This window comes from Hahella chejuensis KCTC 2396, assembly GCF_000012985.1.
GTDB lineage: Bacteria > Pseudomonadota > Gammaproteobacteria > Pseudomonadales > Oleiphilaceae > Hahella > Hahella chejuensis.
In genome coordinates, this window is the sequence record NC_007645.1 from 2,382,575 (window position 1) to 2,401,565 (window position 18,991).

The window sequence follows — 18,991 nt, forward strand, 5'->3', positions numbered from 1 at the left end:
TCGTCGCAGACAAATAGAAGGAAGTTATTTGTCCGCCTGATTAATAGTGTGACTTGAACAAGGTGACGAGATTTGGACAAAGAAATACAGGATGAAATGATCCAGGAAATAGGCTCATTGATCATAAACCATAATAATTACGCCAAGGATCAATGGCGCGCTATCGCTTTGGTCGGCGACTTTTCCGATGGAATGGAGGCGATGCATGGCTATGCGTACTTTGAAGACGGTGAGTTTGCGTCACGAATAGCAGGCTTTGACTGTCTGGATAAAATTCAGGAATTGCGTGAGGAAATGATCAAGTGTGGCGACAAGGGGTGGAGCCAGTGTTTAATTCATATTGTCAGGCCAGACCTTCAAATAACAATTCGATTTGAGTACGAGAACCCTAAGCGCTGGTCTCCAGGAAAGGTGGCGCTTGATATGCGTGACTTTGCTGAACTCTTAAAGCCTTCCTTTTAAAGGTTGGCGAGTTAGGCGTTCGACCTGTTATTCGATGAGATTCGGAGACGTGTCAGCCTAACAAAAAAAGGCGACCTTGCGGCCGCCTTTTTTCGGGGACTTAGCGTGAAAATCGGTTCTTAGTGGAACTGATCTTCTTCAGTTGAGCCGGTCAGAGCGGTTACTGAAGACTGACCGCCCTGGATAACGGTGGTCATGTCGTCGAAGTAGCCGGTGCCGACTTCTTGCTGGTGAGCAACGAAGGTGTAACCCCGTTCCGCAGCAGCAAATTCGGTTTCCTGCAGTTCCACGTATGCGGACATGTCGTTGCGAGCGTATTTGTACGCCAAGTCGAACATGTTGTACCACATGTTGTGGATGCCCGCCAAAGTAATGAACTGGAACTTGTAGCCCATGGCTGACAGTTCGCGCTGGAACTTGGCGATGGTGGCGTCGTCCAGGTTCTTCTTCCAGTTGAAGGAAGGAGAGCAGTTGTAGGACAACAGTTGGTCTGGGTATTCCTTCTTGATCGCTTCCGCGAATTTCCTGGCTTCAGCCAGGTCCGGGGTCGCCGTTTCACACCACAGCAGGTCCGCATATGGCGCGTAAGCCAGACCGCGAGCGATGGCCTGGTCAATACCGGCCTTAACGCGGTAGAAGCCTTCGGAAGTACGGTCGCCAGTGACGAACGGCTTGTCGTAGTCGTCGCAGTCGGAAGTCAGCAGATCCGCCGCGTTGGCGTCAGTACGCGCCAGAACGATGGTGGATGTGCCGGAAACGTCAGCGGCAAGACGGGCTGCGATTAGTTTCTGTACAGCTTCTTGAGTCGGAACCAGAACTTTTCCGCCCATGTGGCCGCACTTCTTAACGGAAGCCAACTGGTCTTCGAAGTGAACGCCGGAGGCGCCTGCTTCGATCATGGCGCGCATCAGTTCGTAAGCGTTCAACACGCCGCCGAAACCGGCTTCCGCGTCTGCGACGATCGGAGCGAAGTAATCAATGTAGCCTTCGTCGCCTGGGTTCAGGCCTTTTTTCCACTGAATCTGGTCGGCGCGACGGAAAGAGTTGTTGATGCGCTTAACGACGGCTGGGACAGAGTCCACCGGGTACAGAGACTGATCCGGGAACATGGACATGTAGGAGTTGTTGTCCGCAGCAACCTGCCAGCCTGACAGGTAGATAGCCTGGATGCCTGCTTTAACCTGTTGTACGGCCTGACCACCAGTCAGAGCGCCCATGGCGTTTACGAAGTCCTTCTCAGGACGAAAAGCGGGCTTGGCGCCTTCATTGATCAGCTTCCACAGCTTCTCAGCGCCGCGCTTGGCGATAGTGTTCTCGATTTTCAGGGAACCACGCAGGCGCACTACGTCTTCAGCAGAGTAGGTGCGTCTTACGCCTTTCCAACGTGGGTTCTCCGCCCAATCCTTCTCGATGGCTGCTATTTCTTCAGCGCGATTATAATTTCCAGTTGTCATCGCTCAACGACCCTCTTTTGGTTTAGTTGAATTTTTGTACGAGACAAAGTGTACGACTTTAGTCATAATTTCTTAAATTTATAGTTTTTATTTTCGGTATTCGTAAAATGAATGTAAGTCGTATCGATTTGAATTTATTGGTCTTTCTTGACGTTTTGCTACGCGAAAAAAGCGTCACTAAGGCGGCGAATCATTTGGGAATTACACAGCCGGCGATGAGCAATGGTCTGCGTCGTCTGCGGGATATGTTTGGCGATCCATTGCTGGTGCGCACCAGTGAAGGCATGACGGCGACGGCGCGCGCGCTGGAGTTGCAGCCGATGGTGCGGTCGATTCTGTCCGATATAGACATGGTGGTGCAGCCGAAAGAGGTGTTTTCACCGGCCACCAGTCGCCGCGTCTTTCGCATTATGGCCAGCGACTATGCGGAAAGTACGCTGATTCCTGCACTGCTGCGTCACCTGCGCAGAGTGGCGCCGAATATCATTCTGGATGTGTTGACCCCCAGTGACGTCAGCTTTCTCGATGTGGAGCAGGGCAGGGTTGATATGGCGATCAACCGTTTTGATAAAATGCCTCAGTCTTTTCATCAGAAAACCATATGGGAGGACAGCTTTTCCTGCTTGCTGAGCGTGCATAACCCGTTGGTGTTTGATTTCACCCTGGAAAATTATCTGAACGCCAATCACATTTGGGTCAGTAAAACCGGCTTTGGCGTGGGCGTGGGCGTCAACCCCAAGGATGTGCAGCGTTTGGGATGGGTGGATGAAGCGCTGACCCGTTTGGGGCGAAAGCGGAAGATCAGCGTGTTTACCCGCCACTACCAGGTGGCGATGTTGCTCGCGCAGCAGCATGACCTGATCGCCACTTTGCCGAGTCGCGCTGCGCTGTTGACCCTGGACAGTCCGGGGGTAGTGGTCAAAGAGCCGCCTTTTCCCATTCCGCCGATCGAGCTGAAAATGGCGTGGAGCCCGCTGTTGCAGAACAATTCAGATCATCGCTGGCTGCGTCAATTGATTACTGAAGTCGCCAACGAACCCGAAGAGAGGGAGACCCGGGCGAAGGATTGACGCCAGGAGCCCCGTGCGCTCTCGTCGCTGACGGTTCAGGATTTTTGCATGACATCCACCAGCTTATTGTTCAGCTCCAATATCTGCTTGGCCATATTTTCCATCAGCGCCAGACAGGTGCGCGGCTGGTTGCGAATCAGAAAGATAAACTCATCCATGGGCGCGGACATGACCGTGCAAGGGCGGTCGGCGATGACGGTGGCGGTGCGCGGTGTTTTGGTCAACGCCGCCATAGCGCCAAAGATTTCATTGGGACCGACCTTGCCGACCAGTTGATCCTTCACATATACCGACGCTTCGCCGCTGATCAGGTCGAATACTTCGTCGGCGGGGTCGCCCTCATGAATGATCACCTCTCCCTGTTTGAAAGACTTGAAAGAAGTGTGAGTTTCATTCTGAGTGTCGAGACCGTGGCAGCAAGCTTCGGCGAAAAAGGCCGAGATTTGCATGAGATACTCTTTGAAATGCACCGAACCAGCAGCGGCGTCGCGAAAGCGTTTTTTGCTGATCTGCGCCAGCGTGGCGGGGCCGTCTGAGCGGATGATCGGTTCTGGGAAGCCTGATAGCACTTGAATGCCGATCAAGTCTCCTGGTTCAAAATGGTAAATCGGGCGGTCATCCGTCGCCGCCTCCAGCTCGCCGGATTCCACGAAATACAGATAGTCGCCGTCGAACTCCCGGTATAAGTCGTCGACGTAGTCGAATTTGACGCTATCGCACAGTATCTTGATGGCGTCATACAGTTTGACGCTGCTCTGGGTGACGTTTGCGCCCAGGGCCTGCAGCCTGTCCGTTGTGCTATTGATGAAACGCATGGTGTTAGTTCCCCCGCAGAGACGGACTATTGTTGTTCCATAAGCAAAAGACCTTCCACATGGACGCCAGGGTCGTCATATTGCTGCAAGTCGAATGAGCCGGCGAAGGCGTCTCCCGGCGCGACGAAAATGCCGTTGAGATTGCCAGTGACACAGTCGCTGCAATTGACGGAACCGCTGATATTTCCGCTCAGCACATGAAGGTAGGCCTGGGCGTCCTGATAAGAGCCTGAGAGCTGGCTGTTCCAGTTCTGGCTGGCGGTGCTGATGTCCAGCAGGCCATTGCTGATGACGCCGCTATCGAAGTCCACTTGAAAAGAGCCGTTGACGGCGGTGACCGACCCGTCTGAACCGCTGCCGATAAAGTCGCCGGTGGTGGCGAAGTTTGCAGTTCCCGTCAGCTCGGTGGTGTTGGCGGCTTCCGCTGACAGCCAGTAGACCGAACGCTCCTCGGATTCGTAGACGTCGGGATGGGCTACATCGTCGTAAACGTGTATGCCGGCGGTGGCGGATGATTTCCATAGTCCCCAACTGATATTGCTGCGGCCGCCCACGCTGGGGTCAAATTTTTCCAGCACGGCGTCGCCGCGCCGCACTACAGTGTAAGGTTCGGGAAAGTTATCCGGGTCGAAAAACATGACAGTGGCGGGGGGGCTGCCGGAGCCAGGATCGTCTACATCCGGCAGGATGAAAACCGGCGCGCCGTTGGCGTCGAATACGATTTTCAGGTTAGCGGACTGGGAGCCGTCGATACTGCCGTAGCCATAAGTCCCTTCCATGATGCCGCCCAGCGTGCCGGCGATATCCGTGCTGGAGGCGGAGGAGGAGATGGGGGCATAGGTCACCAGACCAAACAGTAAGGTGACGTCTCCGGTGGTGGTGTAAAACTCCAGCTTGCCGGGGTTCTGCATGGACTCGCGTACGCCGATGGGCGCGCCGGAGAGAGACAGGTCGTCGTCAATATCGGCGATGAGGCCGGCCAGATCGGTAATATTGTCCTGCAGCATGATGGTGACGGTATTAATCGGCGGCGCGCCGCCAGAGCTGCTGAAGGAATATTCGATATTGAACGTCACCGGGCCCGCGCTGGTGTAATCGAAAGGCGTGATCGTCTGGGGCGCGATGATGGTGGCGAGCACTTCTTCGCCAGCTCCGGTCACCACGGCGGCGCCGAATATGCGGTCATTGATGAACTGCTCATATTCGGCGACGGTCAGGCGCGGGTCCTGAGTGGAGGGGCCGGAGTCGTCGTCAGGCGGTTCCGGCGTCAGCTCGCCGCTCAAGTCAGGGTTGGTGTCGGTGAAATTAGTGGTTTCCGGGTCGCTGACGAGGTTAACCGGATTGGATTCGGCAAGCGTCGTCGCAGAGATCAGTTCCGCGTCGCTGTTGTCGGTGCTGGCGGTTGTGTCATCGGTGAAACCATCGGGTGACGTTTTGACTTCGCCAGTCGCCGCTGTTTGGCCTGGCGAAGTCGATGTGCTTTCGCTTTCTTTATCAGTCTCCTCTGCGGAGTCGGCGTTGTTTGCGGTCGATCCCTGGGAGCGTGAGCGGCGGGCTTCCTTCGGGATGGGAATACTTTGCTGCATTTCAGGCGGCGCTTGTAAGAGGCCTTGCGGGGCCTGGCCGGGTGTAACGGCGGAGAAACGGAAGGCGACATCTTCGCCCAGGTCTAGGGCTCCGGCGGTATTCTCTATCCGCAGGCCACCTTGCCAGACTGCCAGCAGCAGCCTTTGTCCGCTGCCTTCCAGCGCTTCGTAGTGAGTGCCGCGGATACCTATGCTGGCCGCGTGGGTGGAGACTTTGTAGGCGTCGCTGTCGCCTTTGCCGATGGACCCTGTAATAGTGCGGAATCCCCCTTCCAGCAGCTGCATGATGGCGGCCCCGCCTTTATCCTCGTCTCCAGGCGAATATTCCTCAATGGTGAAGCGGGTGTTTTCCCGCAGCGTCATCAGGGCTTTGTCGGTGAATCTCAGTTGCAACATGGAGTCCGCCCCGGTAGTGAGCGTATCTCCCACATAAATAGCGGCGCGGCGGTTCAGCGGGCGTTCTTCGCCATTATTCCCCATCGCAGTGGCGTCGCCGCGGGACATAATTACTTTTCCCGCCTCTAATGGCGCAGCGCCGGCCACTGACGCAAGCAAGCCGTACGTCATCATTACGGCGGCGAACACGGGGCGCATAAGTTCTCGCATAAGGGAACCTCCTTAAAACCGCCAACGGATGCGGAATTCTCCGCGCCATCGGGTGTAGTCATATAAATCCAGATTGCTTTGATTGTCTGTGTAGGACAGCTCGGCGAGGGCGCTTAGCTCATGGGTGAGCTTCCATTCGCCGCCGGCGTTGAACTGGGAGGATTTATCATCGCGCACTTCCCCGAACACCGGATTTTCCGCTTTGTAATCAGCGAAAAAGCCCGAGTACCCCAAGTACGGCGTCAGGGTGGGAGACAGCTTGTAGCTAAGCCGATAGCCCAGGCTGTAGAAATCTTTGGCGAGAGAGGCGGCGTCCTGTTCCCGTGGGTTTTCCGTTCCGGCGAATACACTGAGGGTGTGCAGGAGTCTGGCGCGAGGAACAAGCAAAGACAGGCCGGTAAGCGGTTGGTAGTTGTTCAGGAGCGGGTTGGCGAAAGAATCTTTGATGAATACGCCGGCGTAGAAGAACGTCAGCAAATGCGCATTCCATTGTTCTCGCCACTGCATGAATGCGCCGGTGTTGCGCTGGTAGTCTTCGGTATCCAGCAGCACATGTTGATAGGAAGCGCCAGCCTCTAATTCCCGTCGGGAGCGACTGTACTTCCAGGAGGCGCTGAGGCGGGCGGAGTCGAGGTCAAAGTCGCTGTTTTCAAAGTTGTGCTTGTGTTGACTGTCGAACTCCATCTTGGCGGCGTTTAACTGTGAAACCGGGTGTTCGTAAGCGAAACTGGTGCGCAATGCGGCGTAGCCGCTTTCGGTTTCCTGGGCGGAATCGGGCAGCTCAAACAGACCGACGAAGCGCTCGTCGGTGGCGTTGTTAATGTTGCTGTCATAACCGCCGCCTAGCCCAATGTAGCCGCGCCAGCGTCGCTGTCTTTCGTGCTCGCGTTCATCCAGCGCGGCGAGAAAGCGAGCGATGTTGTCTTTGACGGCGGGGGGCGGCTCTCTGGCCAGAACGATAAGAAACTGCTCTCGCGCAGCGCCATACTGCTGCAAGTTAAAGAGCGTCCTCGCGTATTCCAGACGGAAACGGTCATTGTCCGGATACAGCGCTGTGAGCCTTTCGAACATAAATTGCGCTTCTGGATAGTGTCCGCTCTGCAGGGCGGCCATACCGAAATAGAAATCGAACTCCGGGTCCCCCTCCATGTTCTCCATCTGCTCGGAGCCGAGTCGATAGGCCTGTTCATAGTCGGCTGTGGCGTTCAGCGACTTCAAGGTCGCAGTGATTGAGCTACTCTTAACGGAGTCCTGCGCGAAGGCGGGTAAGCCCCACATTATCAGCAAAATCAGTAACGGGCGGCGAGTTTTTTGGTTTATCAACAAAGCGATAATTCCTTTTGCCGATGGCTACGGAAACATCCAGTGCTTTAAGTCTAGAAAGAGAGCGTGATTTTGCCAGCCGCAGTTTTTTCGGAGTCGGCAATAAATTGATGAATTGCAACAAGTTCACATGCGAACGATTTCTGGGTTTCTCAAACATCTTCCCGCACTGCTGATCGCTGTGGTCATGATCGGCTGGCAGTTGATCACGCAGTCAGGCGATCGTTCTTTGTTGAATCGCCTCGATTATGTGTTCTACGACTGGCGGGCGCAGACGGCGGCGCTTTTCACCAGGGCGGAGTTGTACACGGACGTGGTGATTGTGGATATTGATGAGGAGTCCATCCAGCGTGAAGGACGCTGGCCCTGGAGTCGCGCACGTGTAGCGGCTCTGGTGGAGGCCCTGCAAGAGTCCGGCGCCGCGGTGGTGGCGTTTGACGTGGTGTTCTCTGAATCTGAAAGTAATAACTTTATTGAATCCGTGGCGGCCTCCGCCGGGCCCGATCTTAGTGACGAAGAGCGCGCAGCGCTCAATCGTATCGCCATGTCCTGGCGGCCGGATGAACAACTGGCGGAACGTTTGGCGGAGATCGATACGGTGCTTGGGTTCTTCATGCACTTGGACACGTCGATGCAAATCGGCAGGCTGCCGAATCCACTAACCTCAGCGCCGGCAGGCAATGTCCTGATCAATGCCTCTGGCTATGCCGCGCCGCTATTGGAGTTGCAGGATGAGGCGGCGGGAAGCGGGTTTGTCACTACTTTTCCGGATGCGGACGGCGTGATTCGACGCACGCCCCTTTTCATGTCCCACGATGGCTCTGTCTATCCCTCCTTGGCGCTGGCGGCGGCGATGACCTATTTGCTCATGGACGAAGTGGAACTGGAGTTTACTCCTTTGGGCGTAGTGCAGGCCGTGAGCGGCATGCGTCTGACAGATGCGCTCGTGCGCACCGACGCCGTCGGCAGGGTGATGATTCCCTACCGGCAGGGTCGAGGGCAGTTCCGGTATATTCCCGCCTGGCTGGCGTTGGCGGGCGGGCTTGCGCCCCAGGAGCTGGAAGGCAAGCTGGTGTTTGTAGGGACGTCCGCTATCGGTCTTGCTGACCTTGTCAGCACGCCTTTCGCCACCGTTTTCCCCGGGGTGGAGGTGCAGGCGCTGGTGGCGCAAGGGTTGCTGCGAGGCGAATTTCCTTATCGTCCGGTATGGGAGCCAGGGGCTGTGCTGGTGTTTCAGCTGCTTTTATTGCTGTTGCTGGTATGGGTGCTGCCGGGGCGTCGTCCCCTGACGATGGTGCTGGCGGCGATTATGATCAGTCTTTTGTTGGTGGCGGTGAACACGTTGATATGGACACGCTGGCGTATGGATTTTCCCATGATCAGTACACTGTTGCTGGCCCAGGGCGTTTTTGGCTGGTATCTGGTGACGGAATTTATTCATGAGTACGCCGTTGAGCGACGTGTTCGCGGCATGTTTGCGCAATATGTGCCGCCCGCGCATATCGACCGCATGTTGGATAACCCTGAGCAATACTCCATGGCGGGGGAGAGTAAGGAACTGACGGTGCTGTTCTCTGATATTCGCAGCTTCACCACCATTTCCGAGCAGTTATCCGCCGCACAACTGAAAGAACTACTGAATCTCTACTTTACGCCGATTACAGAGTCTATTTTTCGCAATGACGGCACCATCGATAAGTATGTCGGCGATATGGTCATGGCTTTCTGGGGCGCGCCGGTGGACGATCCGGAGCATGCGGAAAAAGCGGTCAAAACCGCTATGGAGATGCAAGCGATCACCCGGCGCTTGTCTTCCGAACTCACAGCAAAAGGCTTTCCCCCTATTCAAATTGGCGTGGGGATCAATACCGGCCTGATGAATGTGGGCGATATGGGATCGCAGTATCGCAAGGCCTATACAGTGTTGGGGGACGCGGTGAATCTGGGCTCCCGGCTGGAGGGACTGACCAAGTTCTATGGCGTGGACGTCCTGGTGGGAGAAACGACGGTAAAGGCGACCGAGGGATACGCCTTTCGCTTCTGTGACCGTATTCAAGTGAAAGGCAAGGATATTCCAGTGGACGCCTACGAACCATTGGGAGAAAAGGGACGGCTCGACGCGGTGACCTTGAATCGTCTGACCCGCTACCAAAGAGCGATCGAGTGTTACAGGGCGCGGCAATGGGAGCAGGCGGACGCTATTTTTCAGCAGTTGCAGCTAGAAGATCCAAGCTGTCGTTTGTACGGCCTGTATAGGGAGCGGATCAGCGGTTTGAGGCGACAAACGTTGCCGGAGAACTGGGATGGCGTCTATCGCCACACCTCCAAATAACGGCGCGTAGAAAACCTGAGTGCGAAAGTGGAACGCCGGGGCTATAGGGAGAACTGACGCAGTTCCTGTGAAACCTGACTGTGCTGCAATAAACGCATGAACTCATCTTTAAGGCGCTTCACCGTACCGGGGTCCTGGTAGCAGCAGAACCCTTCCCACTTTTCGTAATGGTGGCGCAGCAAGACGCCGTCATCGTCGATCAGGACATAAACCTGTTCGGGGAAGCTCAGCTCTGGGTTGAGCATTTTAATTTCAATGTTGGAGGTTAACCGACGGGCGAGGGCGAGCAACTGGTTGCTCTGCGCCACGGGCGTCTTGGGCGCGCCCAGTAGAATTTTAATCTGAGTGGCGCGGCCACTCCGGGCGAGACGGCTCAATGCGTCCAATACGTCGGGATTGTCCAGGACATTTTTTTCCAGATCCCAGGTCAGGATTAAAGCGCTTTGTTTCGCCTGGGAGGTAAGCGACTTGAGGTGCTCCAGATAGTCGGGCTCGGCGTGGATGCGATACACGCGTTCGTCTTGTCCCAGGGCAGTGGCGGCTTCGACTTTGGCGGTTCCTAACGTCAGCTCCATGCGCTGATGCAGGGAGCCGGCTTCTTCATGAGGAGAGCCCAACGCCTGGAAACCTTCATTGGCGTAGAGAGACGTGGCGTCGATGTTGGCGCTGAGCGTCAGATGATTGAATCCCTCTGAGCGGGCGTAGCCGATAACAAACTTGAGCAAACTCCTGGCGATACCCTGGCGGCGAAACTCCGGCAGCACAGCCAGGCGACCGAATTTCGCCTTTTCCGGCGACAGGCGCACCAGACGGGCGACCGCCAGGTTGCGGTCCTCCACGTCTTTCACCAGAAAGTGAACGGCGTTCTCGTCCTTGTTGTCCCACTCCAGTTCCGGGGGAACGCCTTGTTCTTCTACAAACACCTGTTGGCGGATCGCACGCAGTTCGCTCTCGTTTTCCAACCAAGTCGTAATGCGGGTGTACTTAAGCGTCGTCATCGTCCCAATCTTCCTCGTCGTCATCGAAGCCTTCTAACACCAGACTGCCTCTATTCAACAAGGAACTCAACAACTTCAATGCGTCCTTATCGGCGCTCCACGGCAGCAGCCGTTCGCGGTCTACGTTGTTGCTGCGGCACAGTATTTCCACCAGAGGAGCAAAGCGCTCATCGGCGTCATAAGCCTCGCCGTCGACGGCGAACATAACGCGGCGCGCGCCAGCCTCTTCATACAGACTGTAGGTGTAGCGGGAGCCTTCATTCCAGCGCCATTGGATTTCCTGATCCTGCAGCGACTCGCCTGCGTCTTCCGGCGAAAGTCGCATAGCTGCGTCCAGCGGCGGCACGGCGGCGTCAAACTTGGGCGCGCTGATAAAGCGACCGAAGCTGCGGCGGAGCCCTGCTTCGTCATCCAGCAGGGCCTGTAAGCGGGATCTGATGTCTGCAAAAACGTCGTCGCTTATCAGACCCGGATTGCTCAATGGCGCTTCGGTGGCGTCATGCAGGTGAGTGGATAAAGCGGGGTTCTCGAACCAATCGTCCGCCAGCGCGGACATCAGCTCCGCGTAGGTGGGGGAGCGAAAGCCTACCGAAAGGGTGATGCAGGATGTTTCCGCGACGCCGTAGTGGGCGTAACCTGGCGGTAAGTACAGCGCGTCGCCCGGCTCCAGCACCCATTCTTCCGTCTGCTCGAAATTTTGCAGGATACGCAATGGCGTGCCGTCTACACGGGGCGATTGGTCATCGCAGGGCGGGCCGATGCGCCAGCGGCGAGCGCCTGTAGCCTGGATGAGAAAAACGTCGTAATGATCGAAGTGCGGACCCACGCTGCCGCCTGGGGGCGCGAAACTGGCCATGATGTCATCCACACGCCAGTTGGGCAGGAAGCGGAAGCGGTCGAGCAAATCGGCGATTTCCGGAACCCAGGTGTCCAGCCCCTGCACTAAGAGGGTCCAGCCCTGATGAGGCATGTTCTCCAGCTTTTCAATGGAAAACGGGCCATGCTCAAGTTGCCAGGGCTGACCGTTCAGCTCTTCATAGACCAAGCGGGATTCAACTTCTTCTTCCGTGGCGAGCCCCGCCAGATCATTCTCATCCAGCGGACATTCGTAACCGGGCAACAAGCCGCGAATGATCAGCGGCTTCTTTTGCCAGTAATGCGCGAGGAAGTCGGCGACGCTGATGTCGCCCAAGTGAGTCAACATATCGCCGTTACTCGCCGCTATAGTCTTTGATGCGCGCAGCCTGCTCTGCGGCGTTGCCGGTGTAAGTCGCCGGCGTCATGGCAAGCAGACGCTGCTTGGCTTCTTCCGGGATTTTCAGGGATTCAATGAAAGGCTTCATCGCTTCTTGGGTAATCGCTTTGCCGCGGGTCAGTTCTTTCAGCTTCTCGTAGGCGCCTTCAATACGATAGCGACGCATGACGGTCTGAATCGGTTCCGCCAGTACTTCCCAGCTTTGATTCAGGTCTTCGTCCAGACGCATGGGGTTCAACTCCAGCTTGCCCAAGCCTTTAAGAGTAGAGTGATAAGCGATCAAGGACTGCGCCAAACCAACGCCCAGATTACGCAATACAGTGGAGTCAGTCAGGTCGCGCTGCCAGCGGGAAACCGGCAGTTTGCGGCTCAGGTGCTCCATCACCGCATTGGCGATGCCAAGATTGCCCTCGGAGTTTTCAAAATCAATCGGGTTGACTTTGTGAGGCATGGTGGAAGAACCGACTTCGCCGGCCACCGCTTTCTGCTTGAAGTAACCCAGGGAAATGTAGCCCCATACGTCGCGGTTCAGGTCGATCAGGATGGTGTTGTAGCGACAAACTGCGTCAAAGGCCTCGGCGATAAAATCATGGGGTTCGATCTGAGTGGTGTACGGGTTCCATTCCAGCCCCAGTTCCTTGATCAGATCCTGTGCGTGGGCTTCCCAATTTACATCGGGATAGGCGCTCAAGTGCGCGTTGTAGTTGCCAACGGCGCCGTTGATCTTGCCCAGCATTTTGATCTGGCGAATCTGCGCCATTTGTCTTTTCAGACGAGCGACCACATTGGCAAGCTCTTTGCCAACCGTCGTGGGGGATGCAGTTTGGCCGTGCGTGCGGGACAGCATGGGCTGAGCGGCGAAGTTCAGAGCCAGTTCTTCCAGTCTGGCGACGACCTGCTGCATGACCGGCAGCACTACGTCCTGCACGCCGCGTTTCAGCATCAGGGAGTAAGACAGGTTATTGATGTCTTCCGAGGTGCAGGCGAAGTGGACGAACTCATTGATGTCCGTAAGGATTTTAGGGGCGCCTTCGCGTTTGAACTGTTCTTTGATAAAATACTCCACCGCTTTCACATCGTGATTGGTGGTGCGCTCGATTTCCTTGACGCGGGAAGCGTCTTCCAGCGACAGATTCTCATAAATAGCGGTCAGAAAGGCCGTAGTGGCGTCGTCAAAAACGGGAACTTCTGGGATACCGGGATTGGCGGCCAGTTGCAGCAGCCATTTGATTTCCACTTCAATCCGCGCTTTGATCAGACCAAACTCACTGAAGATCGGCCGCAAATCGGCGACCTTACCGGCGTAACGGCCGTCGACGGGGGAGAGTGCTGTCAGCTCGTTAAGTATCATGTTTCTATCTCTTGCAGCGGTTGAACAAACGTTGAATTCTAACATTAAAGGGGCGTGCGATCAGCGCAACATGCCATTGGCGATCTGCAGTATCTTTTTGCGCATGAAGAACAGTTTCCAGCGTCGTCCGCCGACCTGTCTCCACAACACGGCGGCGCGAATGCCAGCCAGTAGCAGGGCGCGAATTTTATCGGCGTTTTCATCCACTCTCAGGAATCTGGGGTCGCCAGTCACCTGTATACGCTGAGGGAAGGTGCTGATGGTATCGCTGTACAGAGAGGCGAAAGCGCTGATGATATTGGTGTGTGTGGGTTCGAAATGCAAAGTCTGGGTGTTTATTTGCGCGATGCGCTGACTCATAACGTCCAGCATATCGCCACGCTTGTTCACCTTGCCTTCCAGATACAGGAGCGTCAGGGCGTAACGCACGACATCCACTTTTTTGCGGTCCTGCTTTCTCTCCAGTACGGCGATCAACTCTTTCAAGCCCAGTTGCAAGCCATAAATATCGCCATACACATCCAGAGTTGAGGTCGCATCGACCTTGAGCAGGCTTTTCAGACTGCATTCGTAGCTGGTTGGAGCGACAGTACCTTGCTTGGCCAATTGATCCACCAACGCGGCGGACTGAAAAACGCCCGCCAACGCTATCACTTGATTCTCAAGGTTATAGGACAATGTCGACAGACTCCTATTTGAATACGGATTCGATAACGCCGCCGCCCAGGCAGCGCGCGCCATCATAAAATACAACTGACTGGCCGGGGGTGACCGCCCGCTGGCGTTTATCAAAAGTCACCCTTACGCCGCCATCCTGCACATCCACCCGACATAACTGATCGGGTTGACGATAACGGGTTTTTGCGTAGCAGGAGAAGGAGGATTTGGCGGGAACGCCATTAATCCAATCCAGCTTGCTGGCGGTGAGGCCGGCGCTGAACAGGCGAGGGTGATCGCCGCCCTGGGCGACGACCAGTTCATTGTTGTCGAGATCTTTCTCCACCACATACCAGGGCGCGTCGTCATACCCTTTCAGGCCGCCAATGCCGAGGCCCTGGCGCTGACCGATAGTGTGGTACATCAAGCCCTGATGACGGCCGATCTCTTCGCCTTTATCCGTTACGATTTTCCCAGGCTGGGCGGGCAGGTAGGTTTTTAGAAAGTCGGAAAACTTACGCTCGCCGATGAAGCAGATGCCGGTGCTGTCCTTTTTGTCATGGGTGATCAAATCCAGCTCCCGGGCAATGCGGCGAACTTCTTTCTTCAATAGACCGCCGACCGGGAATAAGGTTCGCGCCAGCGCCTGACCAGGGACGGCATGGAGAAAGTAGCTCTGTTCTTTGCTGGGGTCCGCGCCTTTCATCAGGTAGGTGTGTTCGCCAAAGCGGGAGAACTGAGCGTAATGGCCGGTGGCGATAAGGTCGCCGCCAAGGGCTTGGGCGTAGTCCAGGAAGGCTTTGAATTTGATTTCTTTGTTGCACAGAATATCCGGGTTTGGCGTTCGTCCTGCGCGATATTCATCCAGGAAATGCTCGAAAACGCGGTCCCAGTATTCGGCGGAAAAGCTTGCCGTGTGCAACTTGATGCCCAGTTTGTCGCAGACTTTTTGAGCGTCCTCCAGATCGGAAAGCGCGGTGCAGTATTCGGTGCCGTCATCCTCATCCCAGTTTTTCATGAACAAACCTTCGACTTCGTAGCCGAGAGCTTTTAGGAGATAGGCGGATACAGAAGAGTCGACTCCTCCGGAAATGCCAACGATGACGCGTTGATTACGATGTGTGGACATGCTTTAAACTTTCAGGGCTTGAATTGACTAAGGGACGCCAAGACTTCAGGGTGAAAAAACGCCCTATTATAGGCGTCCGCCAGCAAGATTTCTAAAGTTTCATTAACCGGCGCCGGAATTTGCGCATGAGCCTTAAATTTTGTGGTGGCGAATCGTGTCCAGGGGCAAGCGACGTCCTGCAAGATAATCTTCCAGACAGAGCCTTACCAGATCGCTACGCAAAGGGAGTTCGCCATTAAGGAGCTGGGTATGGGACAGCCAGTGGATGGCGCTGATGTCCGAATCCAGTGTGCGTCCGGTTTGACGTAAGGCGCGCGCGCTGAAGCAGTAGCGGTGATAAACCGTCTCTGGGTCAGGCGTATTCAGGACATATATCCCGATAAAGTTTTCCAGCTCCACTTCCCACCCGGTTTCTTCAAGCGTCTCACGGAGAACCGCGCCAAATATGCTTTCGCCTTTTTCGATATGGCCCGCCGGCTGATTTAGTACGGCGCGCCCGTCAATCTCTTCCTCTACAAACAGGAATTTATCGTCTTGGGGGATGATCGCGGCCACAACGGCTCTAGGGCTCCACACCATAAAAATGCTCCGAATATTTGTGTTAGCGTTTTTTGAAACGAACGACTTTTTGAGGATTTCTGCGACTGGAGGTTGGGGCTTTCTGTGAGGCATGCACATGCTCCTCCCGCCACTCTCCAGGCTGTAAGCCATTAATGCTCCAGGGGCCGATACTGTATCGGATCAAACGCAAGGTTGGGAACCCTACGGCGGCGGTCATGCGCCGAACCTGTCTGTTTCTGCCTTCAAAGAGGGTTAAGGCGATCCAGCTGGTTGGGATGTTTTTACGTTGCCGGATGGGAGGGTCGCGCTCCCAGACTTCGGGCGGACTAATGAGGCTGGCGTGCGCGGGACGAGTAGGGCCGTCATTGAGCATTACCCCTTTTTCCAGTCTGCGTAACGCGGCCTCGCCAATGACGCCCTCAACTTGCACCCAGTAAGTTTTCGGGAGTTTAAATTTCGGTTGACTGATGCGCGCCTGAATCGCGCCGTCATCCGTCAGCAGCAGTAACCCTTCAGAGTCGTAATCCAGTCTGCCTGCGGCGTATACGCCAGGCTTGTCGATAAAGTCAGATAGGGTGGCGCGTCCTTGGGAGTCGTTAAACTGGGTCAGGACGTTCATGGGCTTGTTGAATACGACTAAAATAGCCATTGCTCGGAGTTACCAACTTCTGTAATAAAATTACGGTTTTCGTAGTGCTATACTATGGGCGCGGTAATAAAACTACAAAACGCTCCTGCTTCACACCGCTCGGTGGAAGCTTCTTTCTGTTCGATAGTATGGAATAACACAAACTTTAAACCTACGGAGTAGAGAATGGGATACCAAAAGATCAGAGTTCCTGCCGACGGTGACAAAATCACGGTAAACGCGGACCTGTCCATGAATGTCCCCAATCATCCAATTATACCTTTCATCGAAGGCGATGGGATTGGCGTCGACATTACCCCTCCAATGATCAAAGTTGTCAATGCGGCAGTTGAAAAAGCCTATGGCTCCAAACGCGCCATCGCCTGGATGGAAATCTATTCAGGCGAGAAGGCGACCAAGGTGTATGGACCCAATGACTGGCTGCCTGAGGAGACTTTGGAGGCGTTGCGGGAATTCTCTATTGGTATCAAGGGACCGCTGACTACACCTGTCGGTGGAGGCATTCGGTCCCTGAACGTTGCGCTGCGGCAGGAGCTTGATCTCTATGTCTGTATGCGTCCGGTGCGCTGGTTTAAGGGCGTGCCCAGCCCGGTGGTGGCGCCGCAGAAAACCGATATGGTGATTTTCCGAGAGAACTCTGAGGACATCTACGCAGGGATCGAATGGAAAGCGAACAGCCCGGAAGCGCAAAAAATCATCCGTTTTCTACGCGAAGAAATGGGCGTCACAAAGATTCGTTTTCCTGATAATTGCGGCATCGGCGTCAAGCCTGTGTCGGAAGAAGGCACTAAGCGTCTGGTGAGAAAAGCGATTCAATATGCGATTGATAATGACAAGCCGTCGGTGACCTTGGTCCATAAAGGCAACATTATGAAGTACACTGAGGGCGCATTTAAGGACTGGGGCTATGAACTGGCGGTGGAGCGTTTCGGGGCGGAGCCTTTGGATGGCGGACCATGGCGCGCATTCAAAAACCCGAAAACAGGGCGCCAAATTGTCATTAAAGACGTTATTGCCGATGCGTTCCTGCAGCAAATTCTGATGCGCCCGGAAGATTACAGCGTCATTGCGACACTGAACCTGAACGGCGACTATATTTCCGACGCTTTGGCGGCGGAAGTCGGGGGAATCGGCATTGCGCCGGGCGCCAACATCGGCGGCAGCGTGGCCTTGTTTGAAGCGACGCACGGCACGGCGCCGAAGTATGCGGGTCAGGACAAGGTGAATCCCGGGTCGTTGATCCTTTCGGCAGAGATGATGCTGCGTCATATGGGATGGGAAGAGGCGGCGGATCTGATCTTGAACGGCATGGCGGGCGCCATAGAAGCCAAAACAGTGACCTACGACTTTGAGCGCTTAATGCCGGACGCGACTTTACTGAAAACCTCTGAGTTTGGTGACGCGGTCATCAGGCATATGAAGTAGGATTTTACATCCGTCGGAAACTAAAAAGCCCCGCACTCTGCGGGGCTTTTTTCGCCATCTCGTTTGTGTTTATCGCCATGGTCTGGCGTACATAAAGATGATGGCGCAAAGGCGGTGATTTGGCCGATTGATGTCGCAAGCAGGGCAAAACACGCCCCGTACAAGCCGGAGCATGTTTGGAATTACAAGTATCCGGATGGTTGCTAAGCTAGGCGCTTGCGGCCATTGGCGTCCTTGAATTCTCTTTTGATTTATTCTCGACTGATTCGGTTTTGGCGGCGCTTTCAGGGCCTTCCGCAGTTTCCGTTTCAGGATTTTTCGAGGATTTTTCTGGTTCGGATTCTAACGGAACAATATTGACCGCGTGGAATCCTTTGCCGCTGGGCTGTGCGTCAAAATTAACAGCTTGTCCCGCTTTCAGCGTCTTATATCCTTCCATTTGGATTGACGAGAAGTGGACGAACAGATCTTCTTTGCAGAGATCGCCGTTTCCTTCATCAGCGATGATAAAGCCGTAGCCCTTGGCATTATTGAACCATTTTACTTTACCTTGAGGCATGATCGACTCCCTTGTCTCCATAGAGATGGGCTTTTACCCTAGTTATTTTTGTCTATTGGCCAGTCCACTCTAATTTTACTACTTTCGCTTTACTACTGAAGCACCGGTAGCAGCAGTACAACAATTCGAGTATCTCGGCCTAGTTTGCTACCAATGCAGATAGTATTATAAAGCAGCGCATATTGAAAGTAACCGGCCAAAAGGCTGGGCCCATTGAAGTTTGGATGGGGCGACTCCACTTTTATAATTGGCGTATAGTGTAGTTGGCGGGCAGTTATTGTGTTGCAAAAAAGAGCTCAGAGCTGGTTGCCGGAAAGTTACGAACTACTGTAAAAATTTAACTAAATTATTCAATCCGGCTATGGGTAAAGTTGAAAATAGTCTACTAATATTAAATCAGGACAACGATGGCCTGGAGGATGAAGGGAACCAAGATGGGGACCACCCCGGGAGTCTAGCGCTAGCGCCTGAGAAACCGGCGCTGAAGCGGCCTTCGATGTATCAGGTTGTTATGTTGAATGACGACTATACACCGATGGACTTCGTTGTTGAGGTGTTGATAAGGTTTTTCAACATGTCGGAACCTAAGGCTACGCAAGTTATGCTGGCGGTGCATACCCAAGGGCGTGCAGTATGTGGAGTGTTCACCAGGGATATCGCTGAGTCGAAGGCGGCTCAGGTAAACCAATACTCGTCCGAGTGTGAACACCCACTGCTATGTGAGATAGAAAGAGCGGATTAGTCATTCCTGAGGTGCCA

Annotated in this window: 17 protein-coding genes; 5 read left to right on the forward strand and 12 right to left on the reverse strand. The window is 54.8% G+C overall.

Features of this window, described 5'->3' with window-relative positions:
* Nucleotides 1-72: 72 nt before the first annotated feature.
* The gene (locus HCH_RS10565) at nucleotides 73-462 is read left to right on the forward strand and encodes a hypothetical protein (protein WP_148212535.1); all 390 of its coding nucleotides are present in this window, start codon (nucleotides 73-75) and stop codon (nucleotides 460-462) included.
* Nucleotides 463-581: 119 nt separating this feature from the next.
* Here HCH_RS10565 and aceA read toward each other — a convergent pair whose 3' ends face one another.
* Nucleotides 582-1,916 (reverse strand): isocitrate lyase, encoded by a 1,335-nt coding sequence (aceA, locus tag HCH_RS10570; RefSeq protein WP_011396215.1) that lies wholly within the window; start codon nucleotides 1,914-1,916, stop codon nucleotides 582-584.
* A 107-nt stretch (nucleotides 1,917-2,023) separates the two neighbouring features.
* On the opposite strand from aceA, the gene HCH_RS10575 reads away from it, so the two are divergent.
* Nucleotides 2,024-2,986 carry a LysR family transcriptional regulator gene (locus tag HCH_RS10575; protein ID WP_011396216.1) on the forward strand — a complete coding sequence of 321 codons (963 nt, stop codon included), beginning with the start codon at nucleotides 2,024-2,026 and terminating at the stop codon, nucleotides 2,984-2,986.
* Between the two features lie 35 nt (nucleotides 2,987-3,021).
* Here the strand turns inward: HCH_RS10575 and HCH_RS10580 are convergent, their stop codons facing one another.
* The 3 genes from HCH_RS10580 to HCH_RS10590 are packed head-to-tail and all read right to left on the reverse strand — an operon-like array spanning nucleotide 3,022 to nucleotide 7,319.
* Nucleotides 3,022-3,801, reverse strand: coding sequence for a cyclic nucleotide-binding domain-containing protein (locus HCH_RS10580; protein WP_011396217.1), 780 nt, complete (start codon nucleotides 3,799-3,801; stop codon nucleotides 3,022-3,024).
* Nucleotides 3,802-3,827: 26 nt separating this feature from the next.
* The gene (locus tag HCH_RS10585) at nucleotides 3,828-5,993 is read right to left on the reverse strand and encodes a FecR family protein (protein ID WP_011396218.1); all 2,166 of its coding nucleotides are present in this window, start codon (nucleotides 5,991-5,993) and stop codon (nucleotides 3,828-3,830) included.
* Nucleotides 5,994-6,005: 12 nt separating this feature from the next.
* The gene (locus tag HCH_RS10590) at nucleotides 6,006-7,319 is read right to left on the reverse strand and encodes a porin family protein (RefSeq protein WP_238384990.1); all 1,314 of its coding nucleotides are present in this window, start codon (nucleotides 7,317-7,319) and stop codon (nucleotides 6,006-6,008) included.
* Nucleotides 7,320-7,446: 127 nt separating this feature from the next.
* Here HCH_RS10590 and HCH_RS10595 point away from each other — a divergent pair, with 127 nt between their 5' ends.
* Nucleotides 7,447-9,648, forward strand: coding sequence for a CHASE2 domain-containing protein (locus HCH_RS10595; protein WP_011396220.1), 2,202 nt, complete (start codon nucleotides 7,447-7,449; stop codon nucleotides 9,646-9,648).
* A 41-nt stretch (nucleotides 9,649-9,689) separates the two neighbouring features.
* Here HCH_RS10595 and HCH_RS10600 read toward each other — a convergent pair whose 3' ends face one another.
* The 7 genes from HCH_RS10600 to HCH_RS10630 all read right to left on the reverse strand — a co-directional run bounded on the left by HCH_RS10600 (nucleotide 9,690) and on the right by HCH_RS10630 (nucleotide 16,248).
* Entirely contained in the window at nucleotides 9,690-10,646 is a 957-nt protein-coding gene (locus tag HCH_RS10600; RefSeq protein ID WP_011396221.1) for a GNAT family N-acetyltransferase, read from the reverse strand.
* The gene (locus HCH_RS10605; protein ID WP_011396222.1) at nucleotides 10,633-11,850 is read right to left on the reverse strand and encodes a cupin domain-containing protein; all 1,218 of its coding nucleotides are present in this window, start codon (nucleotides 11,848-11,850) and stop codon (nucleotides 10,633-10,635) included. Before HCH_RS10605 ends, HCH_RS10600 begins: the two co-directional genes overlap by 14 nt.
* A gap of 7 nt (nucleotides 11,851-11,857) precedes the next feature.
* Entirely contained in the window at nucleotides 11,858-13,252 is a 1,395-nt protein-coding gene (gene purB / locus HCH_RS10610) for an adenylosuccinate lyase (RefSeq protein ID WP_041598569.1), read from the reverse strand.
* Between the two features lie 60 nt (nucleotides 13,253-13,312).
* Nucleotides 13,313-13,930, reverse strand: coding sequence for a high frequency lysogenization protein HflD (hflD, locus tag HCH_RS10615; protein ID WP_011396224.1), 618 nt, complete (start codon nucleotides 13,928-13,930; stop codon nucleotides 13,313-13,315).
* 13 nt (nucleotides 13,931-13,943) lie between these two features.
* Complete coding sequence (gene mnmA, locus HCH_RS10620; RefSeq protein ID WP_011396225.1) at nucleotides 13,944-15,038, reverse strand: tRNA 2-thiouridine(34) synthase MnmA; 1,095 nt, start codon at nucleotides 15,036-15,038, stop codon at nucleotides 13,944-13,946.
* A gap of 132 nt (nucleotides 15,039-15,170) precedes the next feature.
* Nucleotides 15,171-15,617: an NUDIX hydrolase gene (locus HCH_RS10625; protein WP_011396226.1), complete on the reverse strand. Its 447-nt coding sequence runs from the start codon at nucleotides 15,615-15,617 to the stop codon at nucleotides 15,171-15,173.
* 22 nt (nucleotides 15,618-15,639) lie between these two features.
* Nucleotides 15,640-16,248: a pseudouridine synthase gene (locus HCH_RS10630; RefSeq protein WP_011396227.1), complete on the reverse strand. Its 609-nt coding sequence runs from the start codon at nucleotides 16,246-16,248 to the stop codon at nucleotides 15,640-15,642.
* Nucleotides 16,249-16,413: 165 nt separating this feature from the next.
* Between HCH_RS10630 and icd the strand changes: the two genes are divergently transcribed.
* Nucleotides 16,414-17,673 carry an NADP-dependent isocitrate dehydrogenase gene (gene icd / locus HCH_RS10635; RefSeq protein ID WP_011396228.1) on the forward strand — a complete coding sequence of 420 codons (1,260 nt, stop codon included), beginning with the start codon at nucleotides 16,414-16,416 and terminating at the stop codon, nucleotides 17,671-17,673.
* A 208-nt stretch (nucleotides 17,674-17,881) separates the two neighbouring features.
* On the opposite strand, the gene HCH_RS34995 is transcribed toward icd, so the two are convergent.
* Nucleotides 17,882-18,232, reverse strand: a complete 351-nt coding sequence (locus HCH_RS34995; protein ID WP_011396229.1) for a cold-shock protein — start codon at nucleotides 18,230-18,232, stop codon at nucleotides 17,882-17,884.
* Between the two features lie 361 nt (nucleotides 18,233-18,593).
* On the opposite strand from HCH_RS34995, the gene clpS reads away from it, so the two are divergent.
* Nucleotides 18,594-18,974 (forward strand): ATP-dependent Clp protease adapter ClpS, encoded by a 381-nt coding sequence (gene clpS, locus HCH_RS10645; RefSeq protein WP_011396230.1) that lies wholly within the window; start codon nucleotides 18,594-18,596, stop codon nucleotides 18,972-18,974.
* Nucleotides 18,975-18,991 lie beyond the last annotated feature (17 nt).

What these genes read in the sequence shown, in the direction of transcription:
- aceA (WP_011396215.1), bottom strand. Translation starts at nt 1,916, where the DNA reads ATGACAACTGGAAATTATAATCGCGCTGAAGAAATAGCAGCCATCGAG.
- HCH_RS10575 (WP_011396216.1), top strand. Translation starts at nt 2,024, where the DNA reads ATGAATGTAAGTCGTATCGATTTGAATTTATTGGTCTTTCTTGACGTT.
- HCH_RS10580 (WP_011396217.1), bottom strand. Translation starts at nt 3,801, where the DNA reads ATGCGTTTCATCAATAGCACAACGGACAGGCTGCAGGCCCTGGGCGCA.
- HCH_RS10585 (WP_011396218.1), bottom strand. Translation starts at nt 5,993, where the DNA reads ATGCGAGAACTTATGCGCCCCGTGTTCGCCGCCGTAATGATGACGTAC.
- HCH_RS10595 (WP_011396220.1), top strand. Translation starts at nt 7,447, where the DNA reads ATGCGAACGATTTCTGGGTTTCTCAAACATCTTCCCGCACTGCTGATC.
- HCH_RS10600 (WP_011396221.1), bottom strand. Translation starts at nt 10,646, where the DNA reads ATGACGACGCTTAAGTACACCCGCATTACGACTTGGTTGGAAAACGAG.
- HCH_RS10605 (WP_011396222.1), bottom strand. Translation starts at nt 11,850, where the DNA reads ATGTTGACTCACTTGGGCGACATCAGCGTCGCCGACTTCCTCGCGCAT.
- purB (WP_041598569.1), bottom strand. Translation starts at nt 13,252, where the DNA reads ATGATACTTAACGAGCTGACAGCACTCTCCCCCGTCGACGGCCGTTAC.
- mnmA (WP_011396225.1), bottom strand. Translation starts at nt 15,038, where the DNA reads ATGTCCACACATCGTAATCAACGCGTCATCGTTGGCATTTCCGGAGGA.
- HCH_RS10625 (WP_011396226.1), bottom strand. Translation starts at nt 15,617, where the DNA reads ATGGTGTGGAGCCCTAGAGCCGTTGTGGCCGCGATCATCCCCCAAGAC.
- HCH_RS10630 (WP_011396227.1), bottom strand. Translation starts at nt 16,248, where the DNA reads ATGGCTATTTTAGTCGTATTCAACAAGCCCATGAACGTCCTGACCCAG.
- icd (WP_011396228.1), top strand. Translation starts at nt 16,414, where the DNA reads ATGGGATACCAAAAGATCAGAGTTCCTGCCGACGGTGACAAAATCACG.
- HCH_RS34995 (WP_011396229.1), bottom strand. Translation starts at nt 18,232, where the DNA reads ATGCCTCAAGGTAAAGTAAAATGGTTCAATAATGCCAAGGGCTACGGC.
- clpS (WP_011396230.1), top strand. Translation starts at nt 18,594, where the DNA reads ATGGGTAAAGTTGAAAATAGTCTACTAATATTAAATCAGGACAACGAT.